The sequence below is a fragment of the Sphingomonas sp. GW821-FHT09E03 genome (genome assembly GCF_059416225.1).
Genome location: NZ_JBWKOS010000009.1, coordinates 74,513 through 95,773, shown reverse-complemented (window position 1 = coordinate 95,773; position 21,261 = coordinate 74,513). Strand labels below are relative to the sequence as shown.

The window sequence follows — 21,261 nt, the reverse complement described above, 5'->3', positions numbered from 1 at the left end:
GCCTTTCGCCTGAACGCCGTCGCTAGCCGAAGATCTTGACCAATCGGTAAAGGCTGCAGGGGAAAATCGTCCACCTTCGCGATGTCGCAAGATGCGTCGCCGTGCCGTTGATGATATGATCGATGTGCTCCAAATAACCGCATGACGGGAGGCAAGCATGGGTGTGACGGGGATCGGTGGCTTCTTCTTTCGCGCTGGGGATCCGGACGGGTTGCGGGCCTGGTATGCCGAGCATCTCGGCGTCGGCTCGTCGCCGTATGGCGCGTGGGATACCATGGCGGGGCCGAGCGTGTTTGCGCCCTTTGCCCGCGACACCGACTATTTCACGGCCGACCGCCCTTGGATGCTTAACCTCAGGGTCGACGATCTCGATGCGCTCTGTGCCGGTCTTGCCGCGGCAGGAATTACGGTCATGACCGATCCGGCATGGGACATGCCGGGCGTTGGTCGGTTCGCCCGCCTGCACGATCCTGAAGGTAATCCGCTCGAGCTGTGGCAGCCCGATCAGGCCGGCTAAGCCCGGTTGACATAAGCCTCCACCGCCTGCGCATGCGGCGGCATGGCGGCGACGGTGCGCACGATCCCTTGGCGAAGATCGGTAAAGGCCGTGCGCATCGCGTCGGCCGGCAACAGGCTGGCGATCCGGTGATGCGCCATGGGTACCATCCCCTGGCCCAGCATCACCGATGCCCAGGAGTCGACGCGGAAGAGCTCGTCCTGTGCCTGATAGGCGGCCGCACTCTCGCGAAACAGTGCGATCCGGCTGGTCAGCGTCTCGGGGAGCGCAAGGCTCGCGCAGCGCCGCCAGAACGGCGTGTCGTCGCGGTGGGTCAACGCATAATGGAGGATGATGAAGTCGCGGACGTGCTCCCATTCCTCCCGCGCCTGGGCGTTGTAGCGGTCGCGTAGCGCGTCGCTGTCGCCGACGAAGGGAAAAGCCTGGATCAGGCGGGTCACCGCCGACATCACCAGGTGGATGCTGGTCGACTCGAGCGGCTCGATGAACCCGGCCGCCAGACCGAGGGCGATGCAGTTGCGGTTCCACATGCGCTCGCGCATGCCGGTACGGTAGCGGATCAGCCTCGGCTCGAACAACGGCGCGCCATCCAGCGCCCCGAGCAGCGTCGTGCGGGCCTCGTCCTCGCTCATGAAGTCGCTGGCGAACACCAGCCCGTTGCCTACCCTATGTTGCAGCGGAATGCGCCAGCGCCATCCGGCGCCATGGGCGATCGCGCGCGTGTAGGGAACAGGCGGTCCGCTCGCCTCGGTCTGCACCGCCAGCGCGCTGTCGGTCGCAAGCCACTCGCGCCAGTCCGCGAAGCCGGTGTCGAGTGCCGCGCCGATCAGCAGCGCGCGAAAACCCGTGCAATCGATGAATAGGTCGCCGGCAACGCGCTCGCCCGACGCCAGCAGCAGCGCCGTGATGTCGCCGCCTCCCTCGGCCAGCTCCACCCGCTCGATCCGCCCTTCAATCCGGGTGACGCCGGCAGGCTCCGCGCGGGATCGCAGGAAGCAGGCATAGGTGGTCGCATCAAGATGATAGGCATAGGCCAGCGCCGGTTCGCCACCGAGTGCGAACCGCCCCGCGGCAGCCGCCGATGCTTCCAAGGAATAGTCGGTGTAGGTCGATGCGATCCCACGGTCGCGCGCCTCGAGCCAGAAATGCTGGAAATCGGCCATCACCACCGATCGGCCAACCGACCCGAACGGATGGAAATAGCGCTCGCCGATCCGATCCCAGTCCTCAAACGAGATGCCGAGCTTGAAGGTGGCATGCGTCGCCCGCATGAACGCGGCTTCGTCCACGCCGAGCAGTCCGTGGAAGGCGCGCGTGGTCGGGATGGTCGATTCGCCGACACCGACGATGCCGATCTCCTCGGATTCTACCAGCGTAACCTCGATCAGCTCGCCCAGTTGCGCCACCAGCGCCGCGGCGGCGAGCCACCCTGCGGTGCCGCCGCCGGCGATGACGACCCGCTTTCTTGGAGGAGCGTCGCTCATCGGTTGAGCCGCTGGAGCAGATAGGCGCGCAGCTGTCTGGCACCGCGTTCGTCGAGCCGCGCCAGCGGTCCCTGCGCGGCGGCCGGCAAATGCGCCGCAGCTCGTTCAGACTCGCCAAAGATATAATAGTCGAACATCGCCCGCCATCCTTCCTTCTCGTCGGCGGAGCGGTCGCGCAGGCTCAGCACCGCATGCAGCAGCGCGTCCATCGGCGTGTCGAGGAACGCCGGCGCCTCGTTCCACCAGTAATTGACGAGAATGTTGAAGGCATCGAGCGCCTCGACATGGTGCCACCACAAGGCTGGGTAGACGAGCACGTCGCCTGGCTCCAGATCGGCAACCCGGCTCGCGGCCATCGCGGTCGCAAACCGCGGGTAACGCGCGAGGTCCGGTGCCGCGAGATCGACCATGCTCACCACCTGGCCACCCGGGGTCGGGGCGATCGGACCGGGATAGAGGTTGTCGATCTGCCCGGGCGGAAACAGCGTGAAGCGCCGTCGGCCCGCAACGCATACCGCCATGTTGTTCGACATGTCATAATGGGTCGAGGCAATCGTGCGGTTGCCGATCCAGATGCTCGCGAGCGGCGGGTGGCGCGTGAAGAAGCCATCCGCGGCCACGATGTCGTTGGTCTCGCGCAGACCCGGAAGATAGGTGTCGATGTCGGTTGAGCCGAGATACAACGCCGGCGTCTCCGGCTGGTCGGCCGAGTCCAGCACGCGCGCCAGGAACCGGTCGAGCCGCATGCGCTCGGCGGTGAAGTTCATCCCGGTGACCGCGGCGTCATAGTGGAAGCGGCCGCGGATCGCGGGGTCGCCGACATAGCCGACCACCTCATGCCCGGCGTCGAACCCGCGCAGCATTGCCGCCGCGTCGCCGGGCGACGACAGCCCGGCCTGTACCAGCGGCCATCCGCGCGCGAGGCCGCGCAGGATTACCGGCGTGCCGGTCGCAATCAGCGCCTGCAGATCGGGCGCCTCGCCCGGCACATGATCGAGCACGCGCACCTGTTGGCCGAACGGCTCAGCTAGCGGCGTCATGGCGCAGCTTGCGATCGAGCAGATGGCGAATGTTGCCGAGTGACGATGCCACCCAAAAGGCAGGGCGGAGATGATCGTCGCGATGAAGCCGGCCGAGCGCTGCGCCGTCGAGCGAGGCCAGTCGGGCGGCGTCGATGGTGAAACAGTCCGGCACGGTGACGCGCCGCGTGTCGTCGAGCGTGAGCTCGAGCGCGACCGGCACGATCAGGTCGAGCGACAGCCAGGCGGCGATCAGCGCCTCACCCGCTTGCGCGCCGGCGTAGATGGTACGCAGCACCGCCGCCGCGTGGTCCAGCAGCGGCGCGTTGCCGCCATGCTCGCGGAAGATCGGTTCGCCGCTCTCGCCGACCCGCGGGTGTTCCAGATCGATGTGGACCATCGGCTCGGCGTCGGGTGCCGCCATGCCGATCGAGAAGGGGCCCCGCGCATGAAGCGCCGGCACGTAGCGCGCATCCCAGCGCTCGCCCGCGAGGAACAGATTTTCGTCGCGTTCCACGCCGAGCAGCACGGTGACACGAAATGCACCCTCGTCGTTGCGCCGCAACAGGATGGCATATTCGCGTTGCAGCGCCTCGAACTCGCTGGGGAACACCACCGCCTGGTTCACCGCGTCGCCGAAACGCGCGCCATAGCCGGTGGCCACCCGCAGATGCTGGTGGTCGACGTTGTTGAGCAGCATCGGTCTGGTCATGGCATCAGCGTTTAGCGCAACAAGGCCGGTGGTTGCACCGGCCTTGCCGTCTCGTCCAAGGATCAGAAGCGATAGCGCGCCCCGATCAGGTAACGCGCCGAGCCCTCGGTCTCGAACCAGGTGTTGATCTTGTCACGACCATAGGTCCGCACACCCTCTTCGAACAGGTTGATGCCTTCGAAACTGATGCCGATGTTGGGCGTGATGTCGTAGCTGATGTTGACGTCGACCTGGCTGTATGGCGCGGTGAACACCGGGTTGTGGTAGGTATCACGGTTGAGTTGGCTGAGGAACTTGGCGCGCCAATTGTAGGAGAGCCGTGCCGAAATACCGTGCTTGTCGTAGATCAGCGTCGCATTGGCGGTATCGGATAGCCCGACCAGCGCGAACTGATCGACGTCGGTCGGCGCCGCGACGTCGATGCCGACATTGCCGCGCACCAGCGTGTAGCTCCCGGCGACGCCGATACCCGTCTGGCCGAGGAAATATTGGCCCGCGATCTCGACCCCGTAGATCTCGGCATTTCGATTGTTGATCGGCGTATTGACCGAGAAGTTGACCAGCGGATCGTTGGCATCCGCCAGCACGTCGATCGCCGCCAATGTCTGGTCGACGAAGCCTTGGTTCAGCTGGCGCGTCGCGGCATTGTATTGCGCGCGGAACTGGGCGTCGGCCGCAGCGACATTGCCGTTGTTCTGCTGGATCAGCGCGGTGTAGGTGAACAGATTGACGTCGGTGATATCGGCACCGAGCGTGGTCAGATTCTGCCGCGCCGTTCCCGACCGCGTGCCGGCCTGCCCGGAGGTCGGATCGCGCAAACCGAACAGGTTGCGGTTGACCAGCGTGTTGCCGATGAAGTTCTTCACCTGCTTGTCGAACACACCGACCGAGAAGAAGGTGTCCTTGTTCGGATACCATTCCAGCGACAGATCGAAATTGTTCGACGACAGCGGGTCGAGATCGGTGTTGTTGGCATTGCCACCGGCGATGCCGCCGATCGCGGTCGGCCGCGGCGGCGTACCGACACTGGTCGAGGCGAACAGGCTGCCATAAGGCGCGCGCGAGATGGTGCGGCTGAACGAGAAGCGGCTGATCAGATTGTCCACCAGCTCAATTTGGAAATCCATTGACGGCAACAGGTTGCTGTAGCTGCCGCGATCGGTGACGGGCTGGCGGTCCGGTGAATATTGGACGTTGAAATCGTTGTCCGCCTGCCAGACCAGCGCGGTCGGGATCTGCTGCAGCGACTGCGCCCGCACCCGCGTGCTCTCGAAACGCATCCCCGCGACCATACTCGCGCGCTTGCCGAAGATATCGCCCTTCCACGTCGCCTGGCCGTAGATCGCCCAAATGTCTTCCTTGACGCGATTGTCGGTGTTCGCATCGAGGTTGTTGCGATGGTCGACGCCGTCAATCGACCTGCCGGGAAACGCCGTCTGATTGGGGTCGAGCGGCAGGGTGCTGTAGTAATTGTACAGCGTGTTGTAGAGCTTGGTCGCGTCTTCGGTGCGGAACGCGATCCGGCTGTTGGCATCGGGATTGGGATCGTTGTGCGTGAACTTGCACACCGCGCAGAATTGGAACACCTGCCCCGGGGCGACACGCTCGATGTCCGGCGGCAGTGAGTTGCCCCAGTCGCCGAGCACCTGGCGGGTGTTGACCTGCGTCTGGCGCGTGGTGGTGGTGCGATAGTCGCCACCGAAATCGAGGCGGTTCCCCTCGCCCCAGTCCCACCCGGCATCGAGTCGCAGCTCCTTCACCCGCTGGGTCTGGGTGGAGGCGAACTGGCGCTGGATCGCGCTCGACAGATCGCCGTTATCGAGCACGCCGTTGTTGTTGCCCTTGATGAACGGCAACCCGCCAGGATTGGCGGTCGAACTCGGCGTCGTGCTGGCGACGCCGTCATTCACGGTCAGCGTTTGCGACGGGAAGCCGCTCTCGCTCCACGTCACCGAATGCGCCGCCACCACGGGAGCATTGAACGCGACGGTGGTCGAGGTCTGGCCGTTGGGATTGTCGGGCAGGCTTTCCGCCTTGCCAATATGGCCATCCAGCGCCAGCGTGAAATTGTCGGTGACCTGCCATTTGGCGTTGCCACCGAAATCGTACAGCCGGTTCTTCTGCGCGCGATAGGCCTGCTCGAACGCGGCATCCTTGGCGCCGTTGATCGTCTCGTGGAGGTAGCTGGTGGTGGCGATGCCGTCGCTGGCATCGTCGAACGTCACCTCGTCGAACGGACGGTTGAACCAGTTGGACTGGGTGGAGCGACGCTCGGACGAACGCTGCTGCGCGAACAGCGCGTCCGCGGTCAGCGTCAACGTGTCGGTCGGCTTGAACTGCAGCACCGCCTGGCCGTTGATCCGCTCGCGATCGGACTCGGAGAAATGGTAGCGGTGATCGTTCGGCACCGCGACCAGAGTGTTGCCGTCGGTCGGCACGTTGTTGAGCTTGGTGTTGTCCGTCGCTCCCGGGGTGTTGCGGATGAAACCATTGCCGGGATTGAGGAAGTCGGTCAGCGTGCGGATATTCCAGTCGTCGTTGGCGACGCTCGGCACGCTGAAGTTGCGCTTCTGATAGCTGCCGAACAGCGACACGCCGAAGCGCTGGTCGGGATCGCTCCAGCTGGCGACGCCGGATACCTCGGGGGTTACCTTGCTGCCGCAGTCGATACATTGATCGACGCTATTGTCGTACACGCCCTTGGCGCCGACCGAGCCGGTGAAGCCGCTTTCGTTGCGATCGAGCGGGCGCAGGCCGACGATGTTGATCGACGCGCCGATGCCGCCCGAGGGCACGGCGGCGCGGCCGGTCTTGTAGACCTCCAGCGTCTTGACGCCTTCCGAGGCGAGGTTGGCGAAATCGAACGAACGGCCGAACCCGCCCGCGCCGTCACCACCCTGATCGCCACCGACCGCGACGATGTTCGAGGTCGCGAGCTGACGGCCGTTGAGCGTGACGAGATTATACTGGCCGCCGAAGCCGCGCACGGTAACGGTCGAGCCCTCGCCGTTGACGCGGTCAATCGACACGCCGGTGATGCGCTGCAGCGATTCAGCGAGGTTGGTGTTGGCGAACTTGCCGATATCTTCGGCGGCAATCGCATCCACCACGCCGAACGAATCGCGCTTGATCGCGATCGATCGCTCCAGCGAGGCGCGCACGCCGGTAACGACGATGTCCGGGCGCGTGTCGGGTTGAGCATTACTGGCAACTGAGCCGGCCTCGGCCTGAACCGGTCCCGGCGCAGTATCGGCCTGCGGGGTTCCCTGCTGCGGATCGACCGGCGCCGTGCTCTCCGTGCTCGCCTGCGGTGCGCTTTGCGCGATCGCCACGCCCGGCGCGACCAGCCCCGCCGCAAGCGCGGCGGCAGATGTGGTGCGCACAAGCACCGACGACAGGTGAAATCCCCTCATCATCCCTCCTACTCATCCGATGCGCCAGCGCCCGGATCCTGTCCCTGCGGTGTGATCCCGCTTGGTGTGGAGGGTAGATTGGCATCTTACGAAGTCAATCGGCTTAGTTACGGTTTGTTTCTTCCTGTTACATTCCTGCATCGCTCGCGGCATTGGCAGAGTTCACCACAAGCAAACGCGACGCTTTTAGTCAGCGTTCCTGTCCCAGACCTGTCGCGGTCCAGTAGATGCCACCGAGCAGATGATCGAGATAATGTTCGTCACGGTACATCTCGACATTGTGGCCGAGCGTGGTGACGAAGACGCGGCCGTGCTCGTAGCGATGGTACCAGGCCACGGGATGATCGCGCCCCATCGGCTTGGCGACCTGGCCCGGCCAGATCTTGGTGGGGTCGTAGCTGGTCTCGTCGACGTTGAGCACGGGATTGATCGTCACCCGATAGGGATTGCTGGTGACGTAGAATTCGTCGCTCCAGATCCAGCGGCTGGGCAAGCCGAAGGTCGCCGGAAAGCCCTTGTCCGCCACCGTCACCACCCCGGTCTGCAGCATCGGATGGATCACGAACGAGCGGCCGACGAGCTTCTCGTACCACGGCCAGTTGCCCGGCGGGGTGATCGCGGCACGATGGACCACGATGGCATTGCCGCCGCCGCGCATATAGGCTTCGAACTTCGCGCGCTGCGCCGGGTTCAGCTCCTCGCCCGGCGTGTTGAGAAACATTACCGCGGCATATTGGCGCAGGTCGCCGTCGAATGCCTCGGTCTTGTTGGTCCAGGTCAGCTCGAAGGCGTGGAGCTTGGCGAGGTGTTCCAGGCTGTCGCGCGCGACGGGAATGTATTCGTAATGATATTTGTTGGGGATCGCGAGCACGAGCAACTTGAACTGGTGGTCGTCGGCAGCACCGCGCGACGGCTGCACCAGCGCCAGGGTCGCGATCGTCGCCAGGGCAAGGGGTTTCACGTCCGACTGTCTCCTGTTGCGGCCTTGGGGCGGTCCGTGGCCGGCAGCCGGGCGTCGAAACGCGCGGCGCTGAAGGTCACAGCCCGTAGGACAAGCGTAGATAGCCGAACTGGCCGGGCACATCATAGGTGGTGGGATCGAAATTGGCGCTGTCGCAGGTGAAGCAGGCGGGCGGATCCTTGTCGAAGACGTTGTTGACGCCGGCGGTGAGCCGCACCCGATGGTCCAGCCAGCCGGGCGAGACATAGACCTGGACGTCGCCATAGAAGGTGCTGCCCAGCCGGTTGCCATCACTCTCGCGGACGCCGCTGATATAGCGCCCGGTGAACGAGGCCCCGGCCGCCGGCGTCGAATAGTCGAGCGTGCCGTTGAGCTTGAACGAGGGATAGGCCTGGTCGGGGCTGCCCCGCTCGGTACCCTTGCGGTGGATCACGGTGGCACCGGTCACATCCGGGGTGACGACGTCATATTTGAACAGGAAGGCGGCGTTGACGTTGAGCCCCACCGTCCCGGGCCCCACCGGCACCGAGCGAAACACGAAGCTGGTGTCGATCCCTTGCGTCTTGATCCCATTGAGATTGAGCAGCCGGCCGCTGATGCCGGCAATGGTGCCGCTCGCGGTGCGCTGGACCGCGGCGCAGCTCGCCGGATCGCCGTCGAACGCACAACGGCTCAGCGTGTAATTGGCGGGTACCGAGTCGATCGCATTCTGCAGGTCGATGTCGTAGAAATTGACCTCAAGGCTCAGCGCGCTGGCGAAGCCACGGCGCGCCCAGGCAGGGCTGTACACCGCGCCTGCGGTCCAGGTCCGCGACGTTTCCGGCCGCAGGCTGGTGGAGCCTTGCGAGAACACGCCAAGCTGCCCGCCGGTCGGCTCGCCATAGCTGCCGCTCGCCGGCACGCCGTTGGCGATGCAGTTGGCGCGCACCGTCGCGTTACTGGTGAACGACCCGCCCGCCGCGCTGGTGCAGGGATCATCGATGGTGGCATCGAAGCGCGACAGGCCGGCGTAGAGTTCGCCGATGCTCGGCGCGCGCAGGCTCTCCGCGTAGCCGCCGCGCAGCAGCAGGTCGGCCACGGGCTTCCACAGCCCGGTACCTGTGAACGTGGTGTTGCTGCCGAACGTCGAATAGTTGGAATGGCGGACCGCGCCGCCGAGCTCGAGCCGGTTGAAGAACGGCTTGTCGGTGATCAGCGGCACGCGCAGCTCGCCGTAGAATTCGTCGACATTGAATGCCCCACGCGCCGGGCTGGTCGGCACGTCGGCGCCGAGCCCGGCGACGATCAGCGGATCGGGATCGTAGCTCGCGCGCTGGTTGCGATGCTCATAACCGAGCGCGAAGCCGACCGCGCCGCCCGGCAGATCGAACAGATCACCCGACAGATTGGCTTGGAAATCCCACAGCTCCTGCTGGCTCTTGTCGCGCTCGTCGAAGGTCACATAATCGAGCATCGGCTGCGTTACCGAGCCGGCGCCGCCGAAGATGTTGAACGGCACGCAGCCACCGGTGCATTGCGCCACCGGGCCGAGCGCGCGGGCCAGATTGGCGGCATTGACGTTGCCGGTGAACAATTGGTGTGCATCGTTGAGGCCGTAGACGCCGTTGACGTCCCAATACCATTTGTGGCTGCCGACGTTGAACGAACCGTCGAGCGTGCCGGTTACCGAGAAGGTATCCACCTGCTGCGAAAAGGTGCGCTGTCCGGCCTCGACGAAGCGGCGACGGATGGTGGAATAATTGGCGGGCGTGCCGTCGACGCCGGATGACAGGGTGGCGCCGAACGGGTTGTAAGGATTGGTCGCGTCCACGGAGATCGTGTCGAGCAGATTGCCGTTGCCCGCGTCCGGCCCGACGAACAGCGGCAGGAACGCTGCCAGCGTGGTCGAATTGCGGCGGTTGTAGACCGTCTTGACCCGCAGGTTCACGTCATAACCGAGGTCCTGCTCGAACGACAGCCAGCCGCCATAGCGCTCCGACGGCGTCAGCAAATAGTTGTAGGGCGCGAAGTTGAACGAGTCCGCGGTCGAGCTGTAAGGCTTGAAATCGGTAGGGTAGACGGCATTGCGTCCGATCACCGGGCCGATCAGCGTCAGGCTCTGGCCGAGCACGTCGTAGCGGCCGTTCGGCGTCGCACTCGAGCAGCCGCCCGCGGCGCAGCTGTCAGCCCCCGGGGTGGGAAATTGTGAGATCGACCGATCCGCCGTGCGGACCGGCTGCTGCTTGGTATAATAGCCACCAAACACCACTGAGGTGCCGGTGGTCGGCAACTGGACACCATAATCGAGCGTCAAATTGTAGGTCTCGCCATCCCCCTGCCGATAGGTGCCGAACTGCCCCGAGGCCTTGAGCCCGTCTTGGCTCTGCTTGGTGATGATGTTGACCACGCCGGCGACGGCATCGGAACCGTAGAGCGGTGACGCCCCTGATTGCAGCACTTCGACGCGGCTGATCATGTTGATCGGGATCGAGTTGAGATCCACCGAGGCGGGGATGCCGCCCGCCGCGGAACCATTGACGTAGCGAAGCCCGTCGACGAGCACCAGCGTTCGCTTGGCGCCGAGATACCGCAGATCGATCTCGGCCGAACCAGAGCTGACCCCGGTGCCGTCCGGCGGACCGCCGATGTTGCCGGCGTTGTTGACCTTGGTGTTGAGCCCCCCGGCCGCGCTCGGCAGCCGCTGGAGCACGTCGGCGACCGAGGTGAGCCCGGTCTGCGCGATGGCGGCTTCGTCGACGGTGATTACCGGCGACGGCTGGTCGGCCGGATCGCGACGGATGCGCGATCCGGTCACGACGATGTCTGCCGCGCCGGTCGCGGCGGCCGGGGTTGTGGCGGTGTCGGTGATCTGCGCTGTGGCGGGCGCCGCGAGGGCGATGGCGAGTGCTGAGGAGGCGACGCCGATGAGTATGGAGCGTGTGGATCCGCGCATGATCATTACCCCCGTCATGGGCGACAACGTTCATCGCTGACCGCCGTGACTGCAGGATGCGCCACATCCGTAACGGTTCAAGACCAATTGCTACCGGGCCGCAACATTGGCAGTGCGCTGTGGTTTTCCTGCCATAGCGCGAATCGGTGGCCGTTACCGGCCGGGCGCGCCCGCGGCGCCGTCGCTGCCGGTGATCATGCGGCGGATGCGGGTCGCCAGCGCCTCCATCGCGAACGGCTTGGTCACCATCTCCATGCCGTGCTCGAGGAAACCGGCCGCGAGGGCGGCATTCTCGGCATAGCCGGTCATGAACAACACCTTGAGCCCGGGGCGCAGCTGCCGCGCCGCGTCCGCTACCTGGCGGCCGTTGAGCCCGGGCAGCCCGATGTCGGTGATCAGCAGATCGATCCGCCGGCGCGACTGGAGCACCTCCAGCCCTTTGAGGCCATCCACCGCCTCGAGCGCGGTATAGCCCAATTCCTCGAGCACATCGACGATCAGCCCGCGGACCACGGTCTCGTCCTCCACCACCAACACCACTTCGCCATCCTGCGCCTGATGGGCGGCGCTCACCTGCGGCAGCGTCTCGTCGTCGGCGGCGGCACCATGATGGCGTGGCAGGTAGAGCTTGAAGGTCGTGCCCTCGTCGACCTCGCTGTAAATCTTGGCATAGCCCTCGGACTGCTGCGCAAAGCCATAGATCATCGACAGGCCGAGCCCCGTCCCCTGCCCGATCGGCTTGGTGGTGAAGAACGGCTCGAACGCCTTGGCGATGGTGTCGGCGGACATGCCGGTGCCGGTGTCGGTGACGCAGATGCACACATATTGCCCTGGCTCCACCCCGCGCTGATGCGCCGCATAGGCGCCGTCGAGATGGGCGTTGCAGGTCTCGATGATCAGCTTGCCGCCGTCAGGCATCGCGTCGCGCGCGTTGATCACCAGGTTGAGCACCGCGCTTTCCAGCTGGTTGGGGTCGCAGCGGGTGACCCACAGCCCGCCCGCGAGCACCAGTTCGAGCACGATCCGCTCGCCGATCGTGCGGCGCATCAGATCCTCCATCGAGGTGAGCAGCGTGTTCGCGCGCACCGGTCGCGGGTCGAGCGGCTGGCGTCGCGAGAAGGCGAGCAGGCGATGGGTCAGCGCCGCCGCGCGCTGCGCCGCGGTCGAGGCGCCGGTGATGAACCGTTCGAGCTCGGTCGTCCGCCCCTGGACGATGCGGCGCTGGACGATCTCTAGGCTGCCGGTGATCCCCTGCAGCAAATTGTTGAAATCGTGCGCGATGCCGCCGGTCAGCTGGCCGACCGCCTCCATCTTCTGCGACTGGCGCAGCGCCGCCTCGGCCTCCGCCAGCGCGGCGGCGGTCGCCACCTCGGCGGTGACGTCGCGGCCGAAGCCGTAAAAGCTGCCGTTCTCGGGCACGGTGGACCAGGAGACTACGCGCGTCTCGCCGGTCTTGGTCCGCAGGGTGGTGCGATAGTCCGGCAGCGACTCGCCTGCCTGCAGCAGCCGCACCCTGGTGGCGAAGGCGCCGTCGTCGTCAACGATGAAGTCGGCGCTGCGGCGCCCCACCGTCTCCTCGCGGCTCCAGCCGAGCGTCACGCTCCACGACGGATTGACGTCGACGATGGTGCCACGCCGGTCAGTCACCACCTTCAGCACCGGCGACAGCGACCAGATCCGCTCGCGATCGCCGGCCAGCCGTCGCTCGTCGGTGATGTCGCGCCCCACCGCGTGGATTCGCTCGGCGTCAGGCCCGGCGGTCCAGGCGAGCAGCCGATAGTCGCCGGTCTTGGTGCGGTAGCGGTTCTCGAACGCCAGCGTGGTGACCCCGTAGCTGAGCTTGTCGACCTCGGCCGCGGTGCTGGCGAGATCGTCGGGGTGGAGGAAATCGGCGAGCAGGCGCCCGACCATCTCGTCTTCCGACCAGCCCAGCATCCGCGTCGCCGACGGGTTCACCGCGGTGATCGCGCCTTCGAACGTGCACACCAGCAGCAGGTCCTGCGACATCGCCCACAACCGGTTGCGGTCATCCTGCAGGTGGCGGCTGGCGAGCACCTTCTCGGTGGTCTCGATCACGATCGCGACCACCCCGATCGGCGTGCCATGCTCGTCAAACGCCGGCGAATATTCGAGGTCGGTCCACAGCAGTCGCGGCGTGCCGTCGCGGATCAGGGTGAGTTCCTGGTCCTTGTAGCTCAGCGTCCCGCCCTCGCGGAACACCTTCTGCATGACGTTGGCGTTGAAGTCGGCGACCTCATGCCAGCCTTCAAGCACGTTGGTGCCGAGCAGCGCCGGGTGGCGCCCCCCGGCGAAGCCACGATAAGCGTCATTGTAGATCATCACGCCGCGCTCGCCCCACAGCGTGACGATCGGCACCGGCGAGCGGAGCACGAAGGCAAGCGCGGTCTTCATCGCCGCCGCCCAGCCGTCGATCGGCCCCAGGCTGGTGCTGCTCCAGTCAAAGCGCGCGATCAGCCCGCCCAGTTCGCCCCCACCATGGAGGAAGGCGCGATCCTGGTCTCGCTCGATCCCCATAGTGCAGCCCGCTCCGTCATCTATACCTGTGATTGCGACGGGCTTTAACGCGTGTTTGCGATCAGCGGGAGGCCCCTCAGGATCGGGCGAACGGCAACACTCCGGCGCGCGCGAGATCGTGATCGACGACATGGCCGGTCAGCCGCAGGAACAGGCGCTGCGCCTGCTGCCACGAACCCAGGCTTGCTGCCCGGTTCCGTTGGCGACGGCACGATACGATCCGGCTGCCCCATGACGCGATCGCGCGGTCGACCGCCGCGGCCTTGTCCCCGGGGCGGATCACCAGCGACGGGAACGGCAGACGGCTTCCCGGCGAGGCAAACAGCTTTGCCGGATCCGTCGCCGCCGCCGCCCCGGGAAAGAAGATCGCGCCGCCGATCCGCGCGACATCATGAGCCGGCGACAACCGCGCCCACCAGGCCGCGGCCGCGCAGCCGATGCCATCGACCACCAGCAGGATCGACCGATCCGCCCGGTGCACCACCTGATCGAGCCGGGCGGCCCAGGCGCGGCGCTCGGCGCTGCTGCGGATGTCGGCGGCGATCATTACCTCGCTGGCGCCAGGCCAGCCGAACAGCGCCTGCCACGGCGGCGTCGGCGCGCCGGCGCCGCTGATGGTCACGATCGCGAAAGGATCGGGATTGGCTGCGAGCGGCATCCTGGTCTCCTCGTCCGTCCGCCGCCGACCTCAACGGCCAAACCGCGCGACGTCACCGCATAGTGGTCAAGCGCAGCGGCACGCGCCTGACAGACAATCTTCGCCGCCGCGGAAGTTTTCTTAATTCCCATCGGTGCGGAGGACTTTCATCATCGCCGCCAGGAGGTGGAGATGATCCACAACGACAACAGCCTCTTTACCGGGCCCGGCCGCTCATCGCTGATCGCCGACGCTGCGGAGGGGCTGCGCGCCGCACGCCAGGCTTGGCGCGAACGTCAGCCGGGCGGCCGCACCGCCAGGAGCTTCCCCGCCCGCGAGGCACTGGAACGCGTTGTCGAAACGCTCGCTGCCGCCATGTATCCCCGCCGTCTCGGCCGGTTCCGCGGCAGCGATGCGGACGAGGAAGCCTATGTCGTCGCCAAGCTGCTCGCCGCCACCGGCGAGCTGGAGCGCGAGATCGCCGCCGAGCTCGGCTATTGGGAGGAAGAGGCGGCCGGCCGCGCCTTCGATCCCGGCCAGGCCGGGACCATCGTCCGCATCTTCGCCCAGGGGCTCGGCGCCATCCGCCGCCAGATCGATGGCGATGTCGAGGCCGCCTTCCTGGGTGATCCCGCCGCCGGCAGCCTCGACGAGATCCTGGTCTCCTATCCGGGCGCGATCGCCAGCGTGCATCATCGCATTGCCCATTCGCTGCACGGCCTCGGCGCCCCGATCGTCGCGCGGATGATTTCCGAACTCGCCAATGAGCGCACCGGCATCGATATTCATCCCGGCGCGACCATCGGCAGCCATTTCTTCATCGATCACGGCACCGGCGTGGTGATCGGCGAGACCGCGATCGTCGGCGACCGGGTCCGGCTCTACCAGCACGTCACGCTCGGCGCGCGCAGCCCGCTCGGCGCCGCCCATCCCGGCCCGCGCGATCGCTACGCGCGCCACCCGATCGTCGAGGACGATGTCGTCATCTATGCCGGTGCGACAATCCTCGGCCGGGTGACGATCGGGGCCGGCGCCACCATCGGCGGCAATGTCTGGCTGCTCAGCGACGTGCCGCGCGGAGGCGTGGTGGTCCAGCCCGAAGCGGTGCTGCTGGCGCCGACGGTGGGCGAAGAGTTGCGCGACTCGCTCGTCGCGGCCGCGGCCTGATGGCGACGCGCGCGCGGCCGGTGATCGGCGTCCTGTGCTGCAACGAAGTGGCGGAGCGCCCGGTCCAGGCGGTCGCCAGCCGCTTCGTGGCGCCGCTGGCGCGCTGGGCGGATGCCGCGGTGCTGCTGGTGCCCGCGCTCCCCGACACCACCGATGTCGCGACGCTGGTGACGGTGCTCGACGGCCTGTTGCTGACCGGCTCGCGATCGCATGTCGCGCCGCATCGCTACGATGGCGCGCCGCTACCCGCGGGGCAGCTGCAGGACGAGGATCGCGACGAGGTCGCGCTCGCGCTCGCCGGCGCGATGATCGAGGCGGGCAAGCCGGTGTTCGGCATCTGCCGCGGCTTGCAGGAGATCAACGTGCTGTTCGGCGGCACGCTGGCACCGGCGGCGGATGCGGCCCATCACCACCGCGGCCACTGGGGCGGCGATTATGACTCGCTGTTTGGTCATGGCCATGAGGTGGAGCTCGCCGCAAGCGGTCGGCTCGCCGATGCCACCGGGGTCCGCCGCCTGCGCGTCAACTCCGTCCACCAGCAGGGCATCGATCGGCTCGGCGGCGGCCTGACCGTCGAGGCGCTGGCCTCGCACGACGGGCTGGTCGAGGCGGTGTCGGCGCGCCCGTGCGGGGCCGATGTGCTGGCGGTGCAATGGCACCCCGAATGGGATGCAGCCTTCGCCCCCGCCAGCCAGGCGTTCTTTTCCCTGATCGGTGCCGGCCTGCGCGACGGCACCGCAAGCTTTCACCACGGAGGACTTAATGAAGACATCGATCCTGCTCGCGACGCTCGCCGCCGCCACCCTGAGCCTGTCGGCCTGCGCCAAACACGACGAGGCGACCAACGCCGCGGCCACTGACACGGTGACGCTCAACGACGAGAGCGACGCTGCCCTCGACAATTCGGCGACGCTCGAGTCACCCGCGCTCGGCAACGAGATCGCGCCGCTCGACAACGCCAGCACCGACGACACCGTCACCGCAGCGCCCGGCAACGGCGGCTGACGCCGACGCATCGATCTCACCCGAACACGCCAGGTAAGCTCCCTAGGCGTAGACTGGCGGCTCGACATTGCTGGTGTCGGGCCGTCCCTTTGCGTGGGCCGCAGCGGCACCCGCGGTGCATCTTGCCACCGGGCCGCCTTCGCCGACATAGAAGGCCGCATGATCATCCATGCCGACGCCTTCGAGGACCTCGCCACGCCCGCTGGCGTGATGCGCACCCACCTGTTCCGCCCTGCGATCGAGGGACGCTACCCGGGGGTGCTGCTGTTCTCCGAGATCTACCAGGTCACCGCGCCGATTCGGCGGCTCGCGGCGTTCATCGCCGGCCACGGCTTTTGCGTGGCGGTGCCCGAGGTCTACCACGAATATGAAGAGCCCGGCGTGGTGCTGCGCTACGACCAGCCTGGCACCGATCGCGGCAACGAGCTGAAGTTCACCAAGCCGGTCGCCGCCTTCGATGCCGACGCCGCCGCGGTGCTGGGCTTCCTCGCAGAGCACCCCGCGTGCAGCGGCAGCCTTGCCACCGCCGGCGTCTGCCTCGGGGGCCATCTTGCCTATCGAGCCGCGCTCGACCCGCGCGTGACGGCAGCGGCCTGTTTCTACCCGACCGACATCCACTCAGCCACGCTTGGCGCGGGCAAGCAGGACGACAGCCTGGCGCGGATGGGCGAGCTCGCCGCCGACACACTGTTCGTCTGGGGCCGCCAGGATCCCCATGTTCCGTTCGCCGGAAGACAGGCGATCCGCGAGCGGCTCGAAGAGGTCGGTGCGCGCTATGAATGGCATGAGGTGAACGCCGCCCATGCGTTCCTGCGCGACGAAGGCCCGCGCTACGATCCTGCGCTGTTCGTCCAGGCGACCGGCTGGATGATCGACCTGTTCCGCAGGACCCTGCGCACCATGCCCTGAACGGGCATCGTCTCGGGCGGCCTTGGCGCAGGGATGCCGGAACCGTCCGGCACCCCCCGCGGTTGCATCAATCCTCGGCGCCGAGCGTCTTCTTGGCCGCGTCGATCGCCGCCTTGCCGCTCTTGCGCGCGGTCTTCACCGCCTTGTCGGCGGTCCGCTCGATCTTGGTGCCGGCCTTGCGGCCGAGCCCGATCGTCTTGGCCATTGCCCGGCGCGCTTCCGAATAGGTCGCGGCAACCATCGGATAATCAGCACGTAGATTGTAACGCTGGCGATATTCCTCGGGGGTGAGGCCGTTGGTGGAAAGATGACGGCGCAGCGTCTTGTACTTCTTGCCATCGATCATCGAGATGATGTGATCGGGCGAAGCAAGAGACTTGCGCGCCGATACTGCCGGCTCGAAGCTCGGCGCCACCTCGGTATCGGCTTCCGCGTCCGGGCCGGCCGCGAGCTTGGTAACGGCGGCATGCATCGACAACAGGAACGAGGGAACATCGTCCGCCGACGTGCGGGTATTGGGGTTCGCCAGCCAGGCGGCGGTCAGTTCGGCGGCGAGTTCGACGGCGTTGAATGTTTCGGTCACGCGATTTCCTTAGCTGGGCGCCTCGTATACGATCAGACCTTAGAACAGCCGATCGCGCCTGAATAGTCGGCACGAACGTTATGCTGATGGATCCGTTCCAATTGATTCGCAAAGGTTTACATCGATCAAGTGCGGGCAAGCCGTGTCCGCGCCGTGATCAATCCGCGCGCTGCATTGATCGGGACCTGATCGGCCCCGCGTACGTTGACCCCGCTCTCGACGAAAGCACCCCATGCCGCACGCCAGCAACATCGTGTATTGCGACGGTCCCGACAGCCCTCATGCGTTCGACATCGTGCCGGTCTTGCCGCGAAACGGCACGCTCGATGCGATGTGCCCGGTGTGCAAGGGTCACGGCCAGTGGAATACCGAGATCGACCTGGTGAGCTTTCGCTGCCAGCGCGAGATCTGTGGCCATTGCCTGGGCGCCGGCTGGATCGAGACCGGTAGCGACCTGATCGGCCTGCCGGATATCACCCTCAACGCCAACGGCCAGCCCGAGTGGACCACGGTCTATGTTTCCCGCGACGATCTCGCCGCGCGCGACGGCGGCGACGCGGGGCTGACCGCCACACCCTGAGCCTTTTCCTTCGCCGGTCGGGATCCCCTAACCTTGCTTCAATTTCTGATCGCTGACAGCGAAACCCCCGACGAGCGCGCGGCGCGGCGCGAGAGTGCCGGCAAGAGCGCCGGCGAGACCTACGCCGCGACGCTGCGCCAGCTGCAGCCGGGAGTGGAGATTACCATCATCTCCCCGGCCGATGCCGACGCACCGGTGCTCACCACCGCGGCGGTGCGCGCGTTCGACGCGGTGTTCCTGTCCGGCTCGCCGCTCCACGTCTACGACGAGAGTCCCGCGGTCCGCCGCCAGCTCCATTTCATGCGCACCGTCTATGCCGCAGGCACGCCGTCGTTCGGCTCCTGTGCCGGGCTGCAGGTGGCGGCGGCTGCCGCGGGCGGTACGGTGCGGCAGATGCCGCGGCGGATGGAGGCCGGCATCGCCCGCCGGATCACGGCCACCGCGGCGGGTCGCGATCATCCGCTGCTCGCCGGCCGACCGCCGAGCTGGGACGCGCCGGCAATCCATGGCGACGAGGTCGAGACGCTGCCGTCCGGCAGCCTGATCCTGGCGGGCAACGCCGCCGTCCACATCCAGGCGGTCGAGATCCGCCACGATCGCGGCGTGTTCTGGGGCGTCCAATATCATCCCGAGCTGGCACTGGGCGAGATGGCGGTCGCCCTCCGCCGCCAGGCCAAGTCGCTGGTTGACGCGGGTCTGGCCACCACGACCAGCGATGTGGACGTCCACGCCGATCGCCTCGACCAGCTCCACCGCGATCCCGCGCACCGCTCGGCGCGATGGCTGCTCGGCATCGACGACGAACTCGCCGATGAAGGCCGGCGCCGCACCGAGATCCGCAACTTCATCGCCCATCTGCCGCTGCTCGATCCCGACAAGACCGCCGACCGTCCTGTCGCGGCGTAGTCGGTCGGGCTAGGCCGGCTCGATGGCGGTCCGCCGGGAGCTGGGGCGGTGGCGCAGTTCGTCGAGCGCATCGGCATTGTCGCGGCCCCAGGCGTAGAGCAGCTCCACCGGCTCCACGAACCGGTTGCCGAGCGTGGTGAGGCGATAATCGACCGCCGGCGGGATGGTACCCTGGACATGGCGGCTGATCAGCCCGCTTGCTTCCATCTCGCGCAGCGTCTGGGTCAGCATCTTCTTGGAAATGCCCGGCAGGCTGCGCAGCAGCACCCCTGCCCGCGCCGCGCCGCCGTGACGGACGTGGAGCGTGTGCAGGATCATGCTCGTCCATTTGGTCGCGAACAGCGCCAGGATGCGCCGCGGCGCGCAATCCTCGCGCCAGTCATCGTCGGCGCTGGTGTTGGCAAACGGCATGACTGGGTACCTCCTGGTGCCTATGACCCCAAATGGTGCCGTCTAGAAGCTGCCTGCCCGGGTGACTAGCTGCATGATCATCAACGGATAAACGGAGCATGATGATGGCAAGAACCGCATTGGTGGTCGGCGCGAGCGGGATCGTCGGCAGCGCGACCGCGGCGCTGCTGGTTAAACAGGGCTGGACCGTCCACGGCCTGGCCCGCCGCCCGAGCGCGCAGGACGGCATCCGACCGGTCGCCGCCGATCTGCAGGACGCCGCCGGCACCGCCGCCGCGCTTGCTTCCGTCAACCCCGATGCGGTGTTCATCACCACCTGGGCGCGGCAGGACAGCGAGGCCGAGAATATCCGGATCAACTCGGCGATGGTCCGCAACCTTCTAGACGGCCTGCCGACGGCGACCGGGTCGCGTCATGTCGCGCTGGTCACCGGCCTCAAGCACTATCTCGGGCCGTTCGAATCCTACGGCAAGGGCACGCTGCCGCAGACCCCCTTCCGCGAGGAGCAGGGCCGGCTCGACGTCGCCAATTTCTACTACGCGCAGGAGGACGAGGTGTTCGCCGCCGCGGCGCGCGACGGCTTCACCTGGAGCGTCCACCGCCCGCACACCGTGATCGGCAAGGCGGTCGGCAATGCGATGAACATGGGCACCACGCTCGCCGTCTATGCGACGCTGTGCCGCGAGACCGGGCGGCCGTTCCGCTTCCCCGGGTCGCCGGCGCAGTGGAGCGGGCTCACCGACATGACCAGCGCGCGCATCCTCGCGGAGCAATTGCTGTGGGCGGCGACCACCCCGGTGGCGGCGAACGAGGCGTTCAACATCGTCAACGGCGACGTCTTCCGTTGGCAGTGGATGTGGTCGCGGATCGCCGGCTGGTTCGGGATCGAGGCGGCGCCGTTCGACGGGACCGTCCAGCCGCTCGAGCAGCAGATGGCCGGGGATGCCGCGCTGTGGCGCGAGATTGCGACCCGCGAGGGGCTGGTCGAACCTGACCTCACCCGCCTCGCCTCACCCTGGCACACCGACGCCGACCTCGGTCGCCCGATCGAGGTGATGACCGACATGGGCAAGAGCCGCCGGCTGGGCTTCACCGCCTATCAGCCGACCGACGACGCCTTCTTCGACCTGTTCGCGCAACTCCGCGCCGACCGCCTCATTCCCTGACGGCGGCGCTGATCTGACGGCGCTGATCTTACGGCGGGGTGCAGCAGCGCCCCGCCGGTTGCCGTCCGAGCAACAATCCGGCCTGGCAGGCGAACAGACCGTCGTCCTGCCCGCCGCGCCCGATGTATTCACCCGAACATAGCGAGCGTCAGCGCCGTAATCGCGGCCATGCCGCTAGATGATAATCACTCGCACTAAGCGCAACAATTCACCATTCATGAGCAGCGGTCATCGCATCATGCAATGTGAGCCCTGTATTCTGCCGTGAAAAACGTTGTTACTCTCGCCGTCAGGAACAAGACCTGCGACTCACCGGTTCGACAG

Annotated in this window: 19 protein-coding genes; 8 read left to right on the top strand and 11 right to left on the bottom strand. The window is 66.7% G+C overall.

From position 1 onward, the window contains the following. Positions 1-157: 157 nt before the first annotated feature. Positions 158-517: a VOC family protein gene (locus tag AC07M8_RS16085; protein ID WP_495175331.1), complete on the top strand. Its 360-nt coding sequence runs from the start codon at positions 158-160 to the stop codon at positions 515-517. Here AC07M8_RS16085 and AC07M8_RS16080 read toward each other — a convergent pair. From AC07M8_RS16080 to AC07M8_RS16045, 8 genes are all read right to left on the bottom strand, one after another. Next, a complete protein-coding gene (locus AC07M8_RS16080) occupies positions 514-2,001 on the bottom strand; it encodes a tryptophan halogenase family protein (RefSeq protein WP_495175330.1) in 1,488 nt (495 codons plus the stop codon). The genes AC07M8_RS16085 and AC07M8_RS16080 overlap by 4 nt on opposite strands. Further along, a complete protein-coding gene (locus AC07M8_RS16075; protein ID WP_495175329.1) occupies positions 1,998-3,041 on the bottom strand; it encodes a cupin-like domain-containing protein in 1,044 nt (347 codons plus the stop codon). The genes AC07M8_RS16080 and AC07M8_RS16075 overlap by 4 nt, the downstream gene beginning before the upstream one ends. Continuing rightward, a complete protein-coding gene (locus AC07M8_RS16070) occupies positions 3,025-3,732 on the bottom strand; it encodes a SapC family protein (RefSeq protein WP_495175328.1) in 708 nt (235 codons plus the stop codon). Before AC07M8_RS16070 ends, AC07M8_RS16075 begins: the two co-directional genes overlap by 17 nt. A gap of 62 nt (positions 3,733-3,794) precedes the next feature. Next, positions 3,795-7,145 carry a TonB-dependent receptor gene (locus AC07M8_RS16065; protein WP_495175327.1) on the bottom strand — a complete coding sequence of 1,117 codons (3,351 nt, stop codon included), beginning with the start codon at positions 7,143-7,145 and terminating at the stop codon, positions 3,795-3,797. Positions 7,146-7,335: 190 nt separating this feature from the next. Continuing rightward, positions 7,336-8,106 (bottom strand): ThuA domain-containing protein, encoded by a 771-nt coding sequence (locus tag AC07M8_RS16060; protein ID WP_495175326.1) that lies wholly within the window; start codon positions 8,104-8,106, stop codon positions 7,336-7,338. Positions 8,107-8,182: 76 nt separating this feature from the next. Continuing rightward, positions 8,183-11,038 (bottom strand): TonB-dependent receptor domain-containing protein, encoded by a 2,856-nt coding sequence (locus tag AC07M8_RS16055; protein ID WP_495175325.1) that lies wholly within the window; start codon positions 11,036-11,038, stop codon positions 8,183-8,185. A 153-nt stretch (positions 11,039-11,191) separates the two neighbouring features. Further along, entirely contained in the window at positions 11,192-13,573 is a 2,382-nt protein-coding gene (locus AC07M8_RS16050) for a PAS domain-containing hybrid sensor histidine kinase/response regulator family protein (RefSeq protein ID WP_495175324.1), read from the bottom strand. A 76-nt stretch (positions 13,574-13,649) separates the two neighbouring features. Further along, positions 13,650-14,231 carry an alpha/beta hydrolase gene (locus tag AC07M8_RS16045; protein ID WP_495175323.1) on the bottom strand — a complete coding sequence of 194 codons (582 nt, stop codon included), beginning with the start codon at positions 14,229-14,231 and terminating at the stop codon, positions 13,650-13,652. Between the two features lie 171 nt (positions 14,232-14,402). On the opposite strand from AC07M8_RS16045, the gene epsC reads away from it, so the two are divergent. The 3 genes from epsC to AC07M8_RS16030 are packed head-to-tail and all read left to right on the top strand — an operon-like array spanning position 14,403 to position 16,382. Further along, a complete protein-coding gene (gene epsC, locus AC07M8_RS16040; protein ID WP_495175322.1) occupies positions 14,403-15,377 on the top strand; it encodes a serine O-acetyltransferase EpsC in 975 nt (324 codons plus the stop codon). Beyond that, positions 15,377-16,237: a gamma-glutamyl-gamma-aminobutyrate hydrolase family protein gene (locus AC07M8_RS16035; RefSeq protein ID WP_495175321.1), complete on the top strand. Its 861-nt coding sequence runs from the start codon at positions 15,377-15,379 to the stop codon at positions 16,235-16,237. The genes epsC and AC07M8_RS16035 overlap by 1 nt, the downstream gene beginning before the upstream one ends. After that, on the top strand, positions 16,140-16,382 hold the full coding sequence (locus tag AC07M8_RS16030; RefSeq protein ID WP_495175366.1) for a hypothetical protein: 243 nt from the start codon (positions 16,140-16,142) through the stop codon (positions 16,380-16,382). Before AC07M8_RS16035 ends, AC07M8_RS16030 begins: the two co-directional genes overlap by 98 nt. Positions 16,383-16,424: 42 nt before the next feature. Here the strand turns inward: AC07M8_RS16030 and AC07M8_RS16025 are convergent, their stop codons facing one another. After that, a complete protein-coding gene (locus AC07M8_RS16025; protein WP_495175320.1) occupies positions 16,425-16,553 on the bottom strand; it encodes a hypothetical protein in 129 nt (42 codons plus the stop codon). Between AC07M8_RS16025 and AC07M8_RS16020 the strand changes: the two genes are divergently transcribed. Next, positions 16,542-17,291, top strand: a complete 750-nt coding sequence (locus AC07M8_RS16020) for a dienelactone hydrolase family protein (protein WP_495175319.1) — start codon at positions 16,542-16,544, stop codon at positions 17,289-17,291. The two genes, AC07M8_RS16025 and AC07M8_RS16020, sit on opposite strands and share 12 nt — an antisense overlap. Positions 17,292-17,358: 67 nt before the next feature. Here AC07M8_RS16020 and AC07M8_RS16015 read toward each other — a convergent pair whose 3' ends face one another. Then, on the bottom strand, positions 17,359-17,874 hold the full coding sequence (locus AC07M8_RS16015) for a Ros/MucR family transcriptional regulator (RefSeq protein ID WP_495175318.1): 516 nt from the start codon (positions 17,872-17,874) through the stop codon (positions 17,359-17,361). Between the two features lie 232 nt (positions 17,875-18,106). Between AC07M8_RS16015 and AC07M8_RS16010 the strand changes: the two genes are divergently transcribed. Further along, positions 18,107-18,454 (top strand): hypothetical protein, encoded by a 348-nt coding sequence (locus tag AC07M8_RS16010; protein WP_495175317.1) that lies wholly within the window; start codon positions 18,107-18,109, stop codon positions 18,452-18,454. 33 nt (positions 18,455-18,487) lie between these two features. Then, positions 18,488-19,360 carry a type 1 glutamine amidotransferase gene (locus AC07M8_RS16005; RefSeq protein WP_495175316.1) on the top strand — a complete coding sequence of 291 codons (873 nt, stop codon included), beginning with the start codon at positions 18,488-18,490 and terminating at the stop codon, positions 19,358-19,360. A gap of 9 nt (positions 19,361-19,369) precedes the next feature. Here the strand turns inward: AC07M8_RS16005 and AC07M8_RS16000 are convergent, their stop codons facing one another. Further along, complete coding sequence (locus AC07M8_RS16000; RefSeq protein WP_495175315.1) at positions 19,370-19,771, bottom strand: winged helix-turn-helix transcriptional regulator; 402 nt, start codon at positions 19,769-19,771, stop codon at positions 19,370-19,372. A gap of 104 nt (positions 19,772-19,875) precedes the next feature. On the opposite strand from AC07M8_RS16000, the gene AC07M8_RS15995 reads away from it, so the two are divergent. Then, on the top strand, positions 19,876-20,937 hold the full coding sequence (locus AC07M8_RS15995) for an SDR family oxidoreductase (RefSeq protein WP_495175314.1): 1,062 nt from the start codon (positions 19,876-19,878) through the stop codon (positions 20,935-20,937). The last annotated feature ends 324 nt before the right edge of the window (positions 20,938-21,261 follow it).

What these genes read in the sequence shown, in the direction of transcription:
- AC07M8_RS16085 (WP_495175331.1), top strand. Translation starts at nt 158, where the DNA reads ATGGGTGTGACGGGGATCGGTGGCTTCTTCTTTCGCGCTGGGGATCCG.
- AC07M8_RS16080 (WP_495175330.1), bottom strand. Translation starts at nt 2,001, where the DNA reads ATGAGCGACGCTCCTCCAAGAAAGCGGGTCGTCATCGCCGGCGGCGGC.
- AC07M8_RS16075 (WP_495175329.1), bottom strand. Translation starts at nt 3,041, where the DNA reads ATGACGCCGCTAGCTGAGCCGTTCGGCCAACAGGTGCGCGTGCTCGAT.
- AC07M8_RS16070 (WP_495175328.1), bottom strand. Translation starts at nt 3,732, where the DNA reads ATGACCAGACCGATGCTGCTCAACAACGTCGACCACCAGCATCTGCGG.
- AC07M8_RS16065 (WP_495175327.1), bottom strand. Translation starts at nt 7,145, where the DNA reads ATGAGGGGATTTCACCTGTCGTCGGTGCTTGTGCGCACCACATCTGCC.
- AC07M8_RS16055 (WP_495175325.1), bottom strand. Translation starts at nt 11,038, where the DNA reads ATGCGCGGATCCACACGCTCCATACTCATCGGCGTCGCCTCCTCAGCA.
- AC07M8_RS16050 (WP_495175324.1), bottom strand. Translation starts at nt 13,573, where the DNA reads ATGGGGATCGAGCGAGACCAGGATCGCGCCTTCCTCCATGGTGGGGGC.
- AC07M8_RS16045 (WP_495175323.1), bottom strand. Translation starts at nt 14,231, where the DNA reads ATGCCGCTCGCAGCCAATCCCGATCCTTTCGCGATCGTGACCATCAGC.
- epsC (WP_495175322.1), top strand. Translation starts at nt 14,403, where the DNA reads ATGATCCACAACGACAACAGCCTCTTTACCGGGCCCGGCCGCTCATCG.
- AC07M8_RS16035 (WP_495175321.1), top strand. Translation starts at nt 15,377, where the DNA reads ATGGCGACGCGCGCGCGGCCGGTGATCGGCGTCCTGTGCTGCAACGAA.
- AC07M8_RS16030 (WP_495175366.1), top strand. Translation starts at nt 16,140, where the DNA reads ATGAAGACATCGATCCTGCTCGCGACGCTCGCCGCCGCCACCCTGAGC.
- AC07M8_RS16020 (WP_495175319.1), top strand. Translation starts at nt 16,542, where the DNA reads ATGATCATCCATGCCGACGCCTTCGAGGACCTCGCCACGCCCGCTGGC.
- AC07M8_RS16025 (WP_495175320.1), bottom strand. Translation starts at nt 16,553, where the DNA reads ATGGATGATCATGCGGCCTTCTATGTCGGCGAAGGCGGCCCGGTGGCA.
- AC07M8_RS16010 (WP_495175317.1), top strand. Translation starts at nt 18,107, where the DNA reads ATGCCGCACGCCAGCAACATCGTGTATTGCGACGGTCCCGACAGCCCT.
- AC07M8_RS16000 (WP_495175315.1), bottom strand. Translation starts at nt 19,771, where the DNA reads ATGCCGTTTGCCAACACCAGCGCCGACGATGACTGGCGCGAGGATTGC.
- AC07M8_RS15995 (WP_495175314.1), top strand. Translation starts at nt 19,876, where the DNA reads ATGGCAAGAACCGCATTGGTGGTCGGCGCGAGCGGGATCGTCGGCAGC.